3 protein-coding genes are annotated in these 13,921 nt (G+C 58.2%); all 3 read left to right on the top strand.

The genetic code is table 11. The annotated features are described in order from the left end of the window. The first annotated feature begins 361 nt into the window (after window positions 1–361). Genes MWU38_RS02520 through MWU38_RS02510 form a run of 3 tightly spaced genes read left to right on the top strand, consistent with a single transcriptional unit; the run spans window position 362 to window position 13,888 of the window. Complete coding sequence (locus MWU38_RS02520; RefSeq protein ID WP_247270256.1) at window positions 362–3,487, top strand: CHAT domain-containing protein; 3,126 nt, start codon at window positions 362–364, stop codon at window positions 3,485–3,487. Further along, window positions 3,487–5,280, top strand: a complete 1,794-nt coding sequence (locus MWU38_RS02515) for a ShlB/FhaC/HecB family hemolysin secretion/activation protein (protein ID WP_247270255.1) — start codon at window positions 3,487–3,489, stop codon at window positions 5,278–5,280. Before MWU38_RS02520 ends, MWU38_RS02515 begins: the two co-directional genes overlap by 1 nt. A 22-nt stretch (window positions 5,281–5,302) precedes the next feature. Further along, entirely contained in the window at window positions 5,303–13,888 is an 8,586-nt protein-coding gene (locus MWU38_RS02510) for a hypothetical protein (RefSeq protein WP_247270254.1), read from the top strand. The last annotated feature ends 33 nt before the right edge of the window (window positions 13,889–13,921 follow it).

Below are 13,921 nucleotides of genomic sequence, written 5' to 3'. Positions count from 1 at the left end.
GCTTTTTTCTTGGTTGGTGTCCTATCGCCCCTCCAGGATTGGAGCACTGCACCGGCGGCCATTGATCGCTTCATCCATCAACTCCTGTTTCTATCGCTTTGTCGGACCGATCGGCGCTCAGAACATATTCGTTCCAAAGTGATATAGTGCACTTTCCTGCGCAGTCTCCTCTGCGCATGTTTACCTAGTCTGTTTTCACATTGGTCAGCAGAGCGACGAGCCACTCGTTCCTGTCCAATTTATACTATCCTGCCGGTCCTACTGGTCCTAGGGTAGGAGATGGTTAGGGCGCGTGCGAGCGAGAGAAGGCTGTTTGGCCTTGCTGGGGCGCGGGTGTCCTGTACGCAAATGGGGGGTAATTGTGGGGAATTTTTCCACCAAGGTGTCACTGGTATTTGTCGGCTTGGCTGTGGCTTTGTCGCCTGTGTCGGCTCAAGACGGCGCGGTTCTGACAAGGGACAGTTTCCCGATTGGCGACCCTGACGGGATACTGTGTCAGGTTCAGGATCGCAGCACCGACAACCCGGCAAGCGAATCGATTTTCGACCGCCGGTGGGCGGTTGTGTGTCGCGACAGCCCGCGACCGATCGCCGAAGTTTTTGCTTTTGAGGATTTCAATTCAGAAACGAGGGAGGCACTTCGCTCCATGCGACGGCTGCCTGTCACCTGTCCTGCCGGTGCCGCGTCTATGCAAGGTCCGATTGCCGGCTCGCAAAAACAAAGCTGTACAGTCGATCAAACGCAGCTCGGCTGGAGCCAGATCACAGCGCAGTCAGGAGGGATCACCTATTTCGCCGAAGGTTTTGAGGCGTATGATGGCGCGACACGGCTCGCACTTCAGTCGGTGATGAACAATGCCATCGCGCAAGGAACAATCGACGTTGCATCGACCAGTGTTTCTGATCCCTTGTCTTTTGCGCGGGTGCAAGCAGACACGTTGAAGCCCGAGCAGGCCCTGGCAGAAGGCTATCGCCGCAATCTGGCGGGCGAATATGCAGAAGCGGCCGCTTACTTTGAAACGCTTCAGCAGCGGCTCGAAAATGACACAGATGCAGCGATCAATCCGGGCGAGTTTTTCGTCAACCGCGCATTGCAAAAAAGCAATCTTGGTGAATTTGCGGTAGCCAACAAACTGTTTGAAAACGCCCGCCAGTTCGGCGGCGATGATGCGATTACCTCTCGGCTCCTGCGTAATTTCGAGGCGATCCACTTGCTCAATCAGGGGTTTGGTGAGGCCGCGATTGAGCGTTTGACACAAGAGCTACCGGGCAGTGCGATCGGAGCGACCACCGTCTCGGGCGAGCTTGCGATCACTGTACCTATTTCCGAGCGGCTCAATCGTGAGCAGGAAACCGGATATCTTTTCGGTATCGTCGATGAGCTAAGCCTTACAACCGACGAGCGTGCGCAGATTATCGATGCGCAGGCACTTCAAATTCGCGGCACTGCCAAACGGCTTGGTGGTGATCTGGAAGGCGCGCGCGCTGACCTCATTGACGCTTACAGCGAAGCGCTTTCGGTGCGCGATGGGCGGGTCACATCAATCACGCGGCTTCGCGCGCAAGTGCTCGGCGACCTTGCCTTGATCGCTGAGCGTCAAGGCGACTCCTCAACTGCCGAAAGCTACTTGCGTAATGGTCTTGCCCTTCTTCGCGCGCAATATCCGGAACGCCGCGCGGTGAGTGCATCAGAAGCGCAACTTGCCGCTTTTCTGCTTCGGGAGAACCGCGAAGGAGAGGCGCTCGATCTTTACGGTTCCGTGATCGACCGCGCGATTGGAAAGCGCAATGCGACCATCGGCTTCACCAACCAGCTGGCGCCTTATTATTCGCTTCTGGCGGAGCGAGTGGGAAAAGTTGATGGCGCAGCCAACGATTTCTTCAAAGCCGCGCAAGTTCTCATCCGGCCGGGTGTTGCAGAAACGCAGGCAGTCCTGGCGCGCAGGCTCAGTGCAAACTCGGACGAAGCCTCTCGCCTGTTTCGCCAATCGGAGGATCTTGGCCGCGAGATTGAGCGTGCACGCATCCGGTACGAAGCATTGGCTGCGCAGCCCGATACAGCGGACAACCGGCGTCGTTCAGCTGAGCTTTTGACCCAGATCAGCAATCTCGAAACCGCGCAGATTCAAACGCAGGTTCAACTGAACGAATACCCGCAATATCGAGTGGTGGCTCAGTCTGCGCTCGACCTTGACGAATTCCGCTCTGCGCTGAGGCCCGGTGAGGCTTATGCCCGCCTCGCAGTGGTGAGCAATGACATCTTTGTCTTTTACACCGACAGCGAAACGGCGATCGCCTACCGCGCGCCCATTTCCAACACCGAACTTGATGAGAAGGTCGCTTTTATCCGTGATTCCATTGCGATTGTGGATGCCGACCAGGTTCTCACCTTGCCGTTCGAGATCGGCGCAGCGCGAGAGCTCTACACCTCACTGTTCGGTCCCATTGCCAGCAGGTTGGAGGCAGCACAGCACATCATTTTTGAACCAGATGGAGCGATGCTGAGGCTGCCGCCTGATCTTCTGGTCACGGACGATGCCTCGGTCGAGCGTTATACGGCGCGGCTTTCACGCCCTGCTGCGGACGAATACGACTTTACCGGCGTAAGCTGGCTTGGCCGTGACCGTTCGGTGAGCACAGCGGTGTCTGCCGAGGCCTTCGTCCAGGCGCGCAAAGCGTCCAATTCGAACGCGAACCGGCAATATGTCGGCTTTGGCGAGAATGCCCCGGTTGGAGCGAGCTTGCCGGCCAGCTTCACGAGCACCGCGCAAGCGCTCGATTGCTTCTGGCCAGCCAGTCAATGGAACGAGCCGATCAGCGCATCTGAATTGCGCACTGCGGCAGGGATTATCGGTGGCGAGGCCGCTCAAGTGGTCACTCGCGAAAGCTTTACCGACATGAACATCACACAGCGCGGTGATCTGGATGAGTTTCGCGTTCTTCATTTCGCGACGCACGGTCTGGTCACATCGCCCAATCCGGGGTGTCCGGCAAAACCTGCCCTTGTTACATCCTTTGGCGGGTCGGGATCGGATGGCCTTTTGAGCTTTGAAGAGATCTTTGAGCTCAACCTTGATGCTGACCTTGTGATCCTTTCAGCCTGCGACACCGCCGGTTCTGCAAGTGTCGAGGCGACCAGAGCCGCTGGTCTTTCGTCTGGCGGAGGGTCGGAGCTTGAAGGATTGGTGCGTGCATTCATTGGTGCAGGAGGGCGCGCCGTCATGGCGAGCCATTGGCCGGTGCCCGATGATTTCGACGCCACCCAGCGGCTGATGACCGAAATGTTCAGGCGCGGAGAAGGGCAAACGGTCGGCACTGCGCTCCAGCAATCACGCCAGCTTCTGATGGACGAAGCGGCGACATCTCACCCGTTTTATTGGGCAGCTTTTGCTGTGATCGGGGATGCGACCCGCCCGTTGCTTTCCTCGTCGATGACTGCCCCGGCAAATGACCTTGCCTTTGCGGGCGATGTGGCGGAGGCGCAATAATGGCGGGTTTGTTTGTAAAGTCGACGCTGCTCGCGACAGGTGCGATGGTTCTGGCTGGCGCGCTTCCCGAAGTGGTCTCAGCGCAAGGGCAGATTGCCCCAACCCGCGAGGAAATCGAGCGGCGCACAATCGAAGATCAATTGCGTCAGGGCTCTGCTCCTGTGTCGGTCGAAGGCGCTATTGAACGTGCGCCTTGTCCGCTCGCAGCGCCGCAGTTTGCCGATCTCACTTTCACTTTTGCCGCGCCTGAATTTTCAGGTCTGGGCCCGATTGATCCCTCGCTGCTGACGCCGAGCTATTCGGACTATGTCGGGCAGGAGATCCCTGTCGCCACAATCTGCGAAATCCGCGACCGCGCAGCGACCATTTTGCGCAGCGAAGGCTATCTTGCAGCGGTCCAGGTTCCGGTGCAGACCATCGGCGAGGGCAGAGTGAAGTTCGATGTGCTGCTTGCGCGGATGAAGGGCGTGCAAGTGCGCGGAGATGCTGGCGCGTCAAGCGGTGCGCTACGCCCGATCCTCAACAAGCTGGCTTCTCAGGATGTGTTCAACTCGAACGAGGCGGAACGTTACCTGCTGCTGGCGCGCGATATTCCGGGGCTTGATGTGCGTCTTACCTTGCAGCCGGTCTCCAAGGAGCAGGGCGGCAATCCGGGTGACGTCGTGGGCGTATTTGATGTGGTCCACACGCCGCTCCTTATCGATGTAAACGTACAGAATTTCGGCAGCCGCCAAATCGGTCGTTTCGGCGGGCTTGCACGCCTGCGCCTTAACGGTCTCACGGGCCTTGGCGATGAAACCATGATCAGCGGCTATTCGACCCATGATTTTAGCGAGCAGCTCGTGCTCTCGGGCTATCACGAGTTCAAGCTCGGCTCAGAAGGGCTGACCTTTGGTCTTGCCGGTACGCGCGCGTGGTCGACACCTGATGTGCCGGGTGGACCCGATGTGTTCGACACCGACACGTTCGTCGCCTCGCTCTATGCTCGGTATCCCGTCATCCGCTCTCAAGAGCGCAATCTCAGCCTTTCGGTTGGCGGAGATCTGATCGATCAAAGTGTCGATTTCACCGATCTTGACTTCAGTCAGGACAAGCTTCGCGTGGCGTTTGCCCGCCTCGATTTTTCCAAGATGGATCGGGACAGCGTCAACGGCCGGGGCGGATATTCGATTTTCGAGCCGAAAGTTGCTTATTCGGCATCGCTTGAATTGCGTCATGGTATCGATGCTTTTGGAGCATCGCCGTCGTGCGGTGTGAATTTTGCAGTGTGTGTAGCGCCGGGCGCCGTTCCACTGAGCCGGCTTGACGCAGATCCGACAGGTTTCGTTCTGCGCGGCGCGTCCAGTTTGACCTATCGGGTAACGCCGGCAGTCGGTTTCAACATCCGCAACCGCTTTCAACATTCGTCCGCTCGCCTGCTTGGCTATGAGCAATATTCGGGCGGCAATTTCACGGTCGGCCGCGGCTATGACCCGGGTGCGATTATCGGTGACAAGGGGTATGGCTTCCAGCTTGAAGCTTTTGCCGGATCACTCATTCCGGAAACGCCCGAGGGCATTGCGGCCCAACCATTCGCCTTTGTTGATTACGCCCGGGTTGAACTCAACGATGCGGCCGACACATCTGACAGCATTACCTCCGTTGGTGGAGGTGTGCGCATGGCAATCGGGCGGCAGGCGTTGTTCGATCTGTTCGCAGCGGTGCCGCTGGAGAAAACCAATTTTCAAACAAGCAAAGGCGATGTGAGGATCCTCGGTACACTCACAGTGCAATTGCAGCCCTGGTTCAAATGATCAGGCGCGGGGGGAAAGTATCATGATTTCGAGCAAACCGGCTCATCGTAATGGTCTGCGTGGCAACTGGCTGCGGAGCGCCTCTGGCTTGGCGGCCGCAACGGTTCTGGCCGCGAGCAGCGCGCCGGCCCTAGCGCAGTCCGCGCCCGGCATGGGCCTCTCGCAAATGCGCGGTCATGCGCATGATGTGCCGCAGACGATGCCCGAATTTCGCGCGCTGGGCGGAGGGCACCAGGGTCTTCAAAACGCTACCCCCAGAGCTTCAGCGCCTCCGGCATCGACCATGGTCACAACGCGCCCTCTGCCGCGTAATGCCACTGTCCCGAACGCTCATCACGCAATGGTTGCACCGCCCGAGCAGGTGACATTGTCGGTCAATTCGGCTCCCTCAGTACCGTCGACTACCGTTGCTCCCGTCACCAATGCGGCGCCGTTTCAGGCAACCCCTCCCAGGGCGCCGCTTGCAACCATGAGCGTTAACGGCATTTCGGTGAATGCGAGTGCCTCTTTTGATTCAGACGCAGTTGCCTTCACCCCGTCGGCATCGGGAGACAGGGTTGAACTGCTTGGCTCATCGGCGATCATTGATTGGACGACCTTCGATGCCGGGACGGGCGCAGCTGTCTCGTTCCTTGATGCCGGTAACAGCCTTTTCTTCTCCGCCGATGTCGGCGAATACACCGTCCTCAACCGCATCACCACGCCCGGCGTTGCGAGCCCGGTTCGCATCGACGGAAGTATCGAGTCCAACATTTTCAGCAGCTCGATAGTCGGCGGCAATATCTGGTTTTCGAGCGAGGGCGGGCTGATTATCGGCTCGGAGGCTTTCTTCAATATCGGTAGCCTGCTTTTGAGCACGAGCACCATTGATCCCAATGATGTCGTTCCAAACCCGTCCGCGATCAATTTCCTGGGTGTAAGCGATTCTGGATCGGCGATTGTGGTTGAGAACCTCGCTTCTATTCAGGCCACAAACAGCGATTCTTACATCGCCATGGTCGCGCCCCGGATTGAGCAGGGCGGGAACATCAATGTCAACGGCTCCGCTGCCTTCGTGGCGGCTGAAGAAGCTGTTTTGACCATTCAGAATAATCTCTTTGATATAACAGTTGGCGTTGGAACCGAAGATGGAGAAGGGATAGTTCACTCAGGTTCTACCACTGGCCCGTCATCGACCGGTGTGACCGACGAGCAGGCAATGTATTTCGTCGCCGTGCCAAAGAACAATGCGCTGACCATGCTTCTAGCCGGGACGATCGGCTATTCCGAGGCGAGCAGCGCCCAGATTGTCAATGGCGAGATCATCTTGACGACCGGCGACCGGGTCGAGCGCGAAGAGGTCAACGTTGAAGACCCTCCTTTCAGCGGCAATAACGTTCAAATTTCACGCAACATCGTCAACACTACGATTGACGGAGGACCTGCGGGGAACGTCCTGCTTGAATCGCTAAGCCTGACCTCGGACACGACCGTTTTTGCCGAGGACACGATCAATGTCCAAGCTTTCACGAACCCGGCATTTACAGGCGTGGGTGTTGAAGTTGGCAATTCGGACGATGCAGCTGATCTCACCCTGATCGCGGGGAATGAAGTCAACCTTACAATCAATCAGGTCGGCATAATTGATGTCACCGGTTCGTTGAGTGTCGCGACAGGCGATGGGGTTAGCAATGGTGGCGATGTCAACTTTGCGGTTGAATTCGATGGCAGCATAAGTGCGCCTGATGGCGGGGCTCTGTCGGTTGGTGGCAATCTGTCGCTTGATGCGCGCGGCCAAGGGCTCGATGACATCGACAACGTCCGCAACAACGGCGGTCAGGGCATTGGTTCTGACGGGGTTGCCGGCGACATCTCCATATCGGTTCTTGATGGCGCCAACCTCGTAGTTGGCGGCGATTTCACGATCGATGCTTCTGCCAATGGCGGAAGGGGCGAGGTTCGCAGCGGTTCTGCCCAGGGCGGCAACGTGTCGCTCTTGGTCGACCAAGGGTTCGTCGACGTATCTGGCTCGCTCACGATCAATTCCTTTGCGCGTGATGCCGGCACTTCGGGAGGGGTCCCGCAAAGATCCCTCGAAGGCAGCGATTCAACCGCCGGAAATGTCTCGATTACGCTTGCCAGTGGCGGCGTGGATGTTGGCGCGCTTGTCGTCAATGCGAGCGCCGAGGCGACCGGCGGCCAAGACGATACTATCGCGCAATCGAACGACGCGAGCGCAGGCCAATTCAATCTGGATATCTCGGGCGGCGCCCACTTCTTTGGCAGGGTCAACGTTGATGTTTCCGCTGACGCGGCAGATTCGTTCGACGGCGCTGGCGCGTCATTCCAAGGGCAGGTCGGGCGCGGCGGTGCGACGATCAATATCTTCAATTCTGATACCCTGGTTGACGTTCAAAACAGCTTTACAATCGATGCCGGCACAAGAGGCGGAGTGGGTGCACCTGTTGGCGACACCGTTGCGATAAGCGTCCTTGATACCGGCTTTAATACAGGCGCAGGCCTCACCATTGGCGGTAGCCTTTCTATCGATGCAGATTCGCGCGCTGGTGCGCCCGGCCCCCTTCTTCAAGCGGGCAATGTCCGACTGACAGCGGAAAACGGTTTCCTGCTCGCCGATGGCCTCCAAATCTTCGCAGATGCAGGAGACTCCTTCTCCGGGTTCGGCGTGGCGAGCGATCTGGCCCAAGGGGGAAGCATTGACATAACCGCCCGCAACTCCGGCGGCATCAGCTTTTCAGGTTTCAGCTTTATCAGCGCCGATGGTACTGGCGTACCAATCGGTGCTAGCGGAGCGTCTGGTGGCCGAGGCGGTAGCATAACGGTCCTCGCAGACGATGGAACGATCAGTTTTGGAGACTTCCTGTCGCTGAATGCAAATGGCTTTGCGATTTCCGGGACGGGCGGAAGTGATGCGGGTGACGGGATAGGCGGCACTATCGACATCACTGTCCAAGGGGCGGACGGATTACTCAGTTTTGCCGAACTCTCGGCGGGAACCGACGGAAGCTTTGCCTTTGATGGTGAGATCCTCGACACTTTCTTTGCTGGCATGGGCAGCACAGGTGTTGGCGGGATTACGCGTTTCAATGTCCTGGGCGGCTTTCTTAGCGCGGCAGAAATTACAGTTTCATCCATCGGTGAAGGCGGGCCGGGGGGCGAATTCGGCATTGGAACGGTCAATCTTCTCAACGGCTTGCAAAATACCGGCCCGGGCGGCGACGGCATTGGCGGGCAGGTAGAATTCAATCTTGACGGCGGCAATGCGAGTATCGGTGACCTTAATGTAACCGCAAGCGGCGTTGGCGGCTTTGGCACCTTTGGCAGTTTTGAAGACGGGACAAACGCCGGTAATGGCGGCAATGCCGTCGGAGGAACCGCCACTTTCAATGCGATTTCGGGCGATCTGACCGTCACAAATACCCTGACCGTCGAGGCGACGGGCAACCGCGACCTGGGCTTTGGACCTTCCGGCGGAGAGGGCGGCTTTGGACGTGCGTCAATCGGAGGGATTGGTGGCGATGCTGAAGGCGGGAGCGCGACATTCAATCTGGATGGGACCGCGACGGTAAACGCGACCGCAGTTGTCGTTTCCACTCAAGCGTATGGCGGCGAAGGCGGCGATAGCCGGTTCGATTTCAACGGCAATCCTGACGTTTCGGGCGGTGCTGGCGGGTCAGGGACAGGGGGAATTGCCCTTTTCAATGATACGGCTGGAAACCTCACGTTCGAGACGCTGACAGTGAATGCAAGCGGCACCGGCGGCGAGGGCGGTGAAAGCAGCATCGGTTTTGCCAATGGCATCGCACAAGGCAATGGCGGCCTCGGCGGAAATGGCATGGGTGGCAATGCCCTTATCTCCCTTAGTCAGGACGACGCGGCACCCAAGGAATATTCTGTCATTGCGCAAGGGTTTGGCGGTGCAGGCGGCCAGGGCGCGATTGCCGGCGATGGCGGCGATGGCATGGGAGGCACAGCGCAGCTAACCATCAACGATGTGTTCGTTGTGTTTGAGGCTTTGACGATTGATGCGACCGCTTCGGGCGGCGCGCCGGGTCTGGTCGAAGGCGGATCGATCACTGACGGTGCAGCTGGTGGCGGGGCGACGGGCGGCAATGCCACATTGCTTGTCTCCGGACCGAACGCGGATTTTCAGGCCAACTCGATTATCGCGATTGTAGCGGGTGCAACGGGCGCCGACGGTGGGCTCGGGTCGCAAGCAGGACAGTCCCTCGATCCCAGCGGCAGTGGCGGCGCCGGGGGCAGCGCGATTGGTGGTTCTGCAAGCCTTGCGGTCGAAGACGATGCTTTGATTTCAATCGATGCGTCCTCGTTTATCCTTGATGCGGACAGCGTCGGTGGCGCAGGCGGAGACGGGCAAGCCAACTTCGGTGCCGGTGCATCTGGTGATGGCGGCGCGGGCGGTAATGCCACGGGCGGAACCGCGGCAATCACCGCTGCGACGGGCGGCGAGGTTACAATCCTTCAGGGATCGGGTCCATTCAACCTGTCGGGCTTTGGCGAAGGCGGCGCTGGTGGTAACGGCGGCGACAACGCACAAGGTCAAACCGCAGGCGCAGGCGGCGATGGCGGGATTGGCATCGGCGGCTCACCTTTGATCAGTGCTGTTGGTGGTACGATCAACATCGCCGATGTCGACCTTGTTGCAACAGGTTTTGGTGGTGAAGGTGGTCGGGGCGGTGTCGACAGCGCGGGCTTGGTCATTGGCGCTAATGGCGATGCCGGGCTGGGCTTTGGCGGCGCGCCAACGATTGAAGTCATCGAAGGCAGCCCCGGCATTATCAATCTGGGCAACGTGAATATTGACGCTTCTGGCGATGGCGGCGGACAGGTCACGATCAGCGATACCTCGACATCAATCGATGGCCTTATCTTAATGGGCAATCTCACCATTGATGCCACCGGCGCGCCTGGAAGCAGTTCGGGTTCACTCCTGATTACATCGGACAGTGGGCCGGTCACGGTTGATGGTCCGTTCTTCGCTGACGTGACCGGTGACATCGCCATCGAAATGGAAAACGACGGGCAATTCGTGGTCACGCAGAGCGCCAGCTTCACTGCGAGCGGAAACCTTGATGCAACGCATCTCGCGAATACGACTGCGACACCGACCGTGGATGTGGGCCAAGGATTGAGCGTGAACCTTGGCGGATCGTTCACATCGGGCGACGGCACCATTTTTAACTCGGTCGGTGAGCAATTGATCACCGCGGGCGGAGCCATTGTAGCCAACGACCTTCGTTCAGGGCCGGCAATGGTGCTGACCGCACAAGGCAGTGTGACGCTCAATGATGCGAGCGTCATTGGGCCGCTGGGCGCAAGCAATTTCTCTGGACTTATCATTGATGCAGGGCGGATCGATTTCGGTGGCGGGGTATTCGCTTACGATTTCCTCTCCAATTCGACGATCAACGGGACCGTCACCAGCTATGCCGGTATTGATATCAGGGCAGGCGGAAACGCATTGTTCGCGGGCGGTTCCATCACCGCCGCAGGCGATTCCTTCATTGTTAACACAGGCGATGACATCATCGTTGAGGCGGGCGCTGCGCTTTCAGCGGCAAACGATCCTATAACCTCGATCAATCCGGCATCGCCGTTCTCAGAGGGGCCCAATCTGATCCTCATCGCAGGTGGCGAAGAGAACCTTCTTTCGCTCCCCGCTACGCCGATTGCCTCGCTTGTCGTCGATGGCACGCTCAACGCCAATGACGCAGCGATTGTGCTCGAAGGTGATGCGGTCGAAGGTCTCGATAGCTCGCTTATAGCTGGTTCGATCAAGGCCGATGTGCGCGATGCGCCATCTGCTGGCTTTTCCAGCTTGAGCGATGACGACGGTCTGCTGACGGGACCATGTCTTGAAGGCGTGGTTTGCCTTGGAGATATGGACGCGCAGAACGTGATCGAGATCGGTCTTGATAGCAATAACGACACGATCCAGCTCTTCATCGAGCAGGCGGTGGTCGAGGCGACCGACATCCTTATCCAGACCCGCAACGATATCGTGATGGGCACAAATGGTATCGACACACAGCTTGATGCGGCGAACCTTTTCTCTGCTGAAAGTCTGACCGGTAATGTCGATCTGCGCGATGCAGGCATCGACGCCAATCAGATCCTGATTGCAGCAGCAGGAAGCGTGCTGGGCACCGGGACTCTTACCAGTTCAAACGACATTGGCATCACGGTGGGCGATTCCATCATCGTCGGCGGCATTGATACCGGCGGTGAACTAACGCTTGTGGATGAGGTCGGGTCTGGCCCGGGCTTCTACGAAGTACCCGGCAGTTTCATCGCAGGCTTCTTCAATCAGGATGGCGCGAGTATCGACCTTTCGGCTGACGGCGACATCAACATTGGTGATGCGTCTTCGCCATCGGATGTGTTCCTCACGGCAGGCGGCGATGTGACCCTCGACTTCTCCAGTGTGAGCGGAAGCATCAACCTTGATGGCGGCAACGTCCTTTTCGGCTCCCTTGATGCGAGCGACGTTTCGCTTTTTGCCGGCGGCTCGGCCTCTGGTGACGACATCGTAAGTTCTGGATTGGTGACGGTCGAAGGCGCGCTGGTCGATATATTTGAGATTGATGCAGCTGATACGGTAGAAGTCACCGCATTCGATTTGGGCGTCACGATTGCGAACACGCTGTCTGGCGGAGACATTATCATCGATTCGGCCGGGGACATCGACGTCGACCACGCCGAGGCAGATGGCGATTTCATCGCTGACGGGGGTGGTTCGATCACCACGGGCCTCAACTCGATCATCACCGGCGGCGATATCGTGATCAATGTTGCGGCTGCCGCTGATCTGGGCAATTCGAGTGCTGGCGGTCTGGTGGATGTGACTGCGTTCTCGATTGACTTCGTGACAGTTACTGCCGGCTCCACAGTCGCCATGACAGCCGAGGAATCCATTCAGGGAACAACGCTGACAGCCGGTGATGCCGCCGATCTTGTTGCAGGTTCTGCGACGGGAACGGGCGGATCGGGTAGTGGTGGACCGGTCACGATTGGCGGGGTTGGCGATATTACCCTTGGCACGCTCACCGCGCCCGACGCGAACCTCTTGGCAAACGGCGGTCAAGTCTCCGTCACAGATGCTGTGATTGATAATCTCCTCATCGCTGAAGGTTCAGGCGTTGATGTTGGTTCGAGCACCAATCTCGCCATCGAAGCGATTGCGAACGATGGTGATGTGCTTGTTTCTGCCCAAGGCACGCTTGAAGGCCGCCTCGCGACTGCAACCAATGACGTAACGCTCGAAAGCTTGAACAGCGATGTCATCGTCAATGATGCTAATGGCAACAATGTTACGATCTTTGCTGCCGACAGCGTGACTATCGAAGGTATCGCAGATGCTGGCACCTTCCTCGATATTGATGCAGGCGGCCTCTTTGATGCGGTGAATGGTACCGCTCTGGCCGAGGCGATAAGCGTGACGTCAGGTGACGTTGCGCTTGGTAGTGACAGCATCATCGGTAGCGAGAGCCGCACCTTCTCGATCGAGTTCCAGACGTTCGGCGATATGGCCCTTGGCGGGGCGCAGAACGACAGCCTGCCTTACCAGATCGACAATAGCGAGCTCGGCCATATCACATCGGGCGGCAGCCTCAGCTTTACCGCTTTCGCAACCGGCAGCGGGTTCGACGCTCTGATCACGATCGATCAATTCGACGCGATTGCCGGCGATGGATCCGGCAATTTCGACCAGACATTTGGCCAATCCAGCGCTCTCACCTTCACTTCAGATGGTGACATTGAGGTATTGGGCAATGCGACGATCTCAGGTGCGATAGCAGATACCGATGTTGTCTTTGACGCTGCAAACCTTGTTCGCATCGATACGGCGGACGGCGGAATTTCCGTCCTTGATGCCAATGGCGGCCTTGCTGGCCGTATTGATGTGCTGGCAAATGACTTCATCGCAGCAACCGATCAGGCATTGATCGATATTGATGGTCTCAGCCTTTCCGATATCGATCTGCGGCTCGCGGACAGTGATGGCGTGAACCGGCCCGAAGGTGTGATCCGCTCGGACGATCTGCGCATTTCGACCCGCGCCAGCGACGTGTTCATCCAGAACACCGTTCCCGGCACCGACTTCGATGATCGGCGCGGGTTCGATGTGAACTCGATTCTGATCCGGTCGTTCAGCACCACCGATCAACCCATCGTCATCAACGGTGTGGTTGGCGGAGTGACCGGTATCGATACTATTGCGGAAACCTTGATCGACAGCAATCCGGCGCTCGATTCCACGATCAATGGCTGCATTATTGCCGATCCGGCATCATGTGCGACGGGTACACCGACACCGACACCGACACCAACGCCGACACCCAATCCTCCTTTGGAACCGTCGACCGATGCTGGCGAGATAGAAACGCGCGACCTTATTGAGGACGGCCTCACTCCGCCCGAGGTTCGCCCGGAAGGACCGCTTCTCGGCGGCTTGATTGACCTGACGCCAAATTCAAACTTCGAGGATGATCCCCTCATCGACGATCCGGTGACCGGGGCTGGTAATGAGGACTTCTGGCAAGGAGAGGAAGATGGCTGCGGGGACGAGGAGGATTGCGGCTCCTAACAGCTGGTCAAACACTTCGCGCGCTCTGGCCTG

Origin of the sequence: Qipengyuania sp. S6317L1, from assembly GCF_023015615.1 — a bacterium.
GTDB lineage: Bacteria > Pseudomonadota > Alphaproteobacteria > Sphingomonadales > Sphingomonadaceae > Erythrobacter.
Note: the sequence above shows the minus strand (reverse complement) of the source record. Positions and strands in the feature narration are given on the sequence as shown.

Coding starts and splice junctions, on each gene's coding strand:
- MWU38_RS02515 (WP_247270255.1), top strand. CDS start 3,487: ATGGCGGGTTTGTTTGTAAAGTCGACGCTGCTCGCGACAGGTGCGATG.
- MWU38_RS02510 (WP_247270254.1), top strand. CDS start 5,303: ATGATTTCGAGCAAACCGGCTCATCGTAATGGTCTGCGTGGCAACTGG.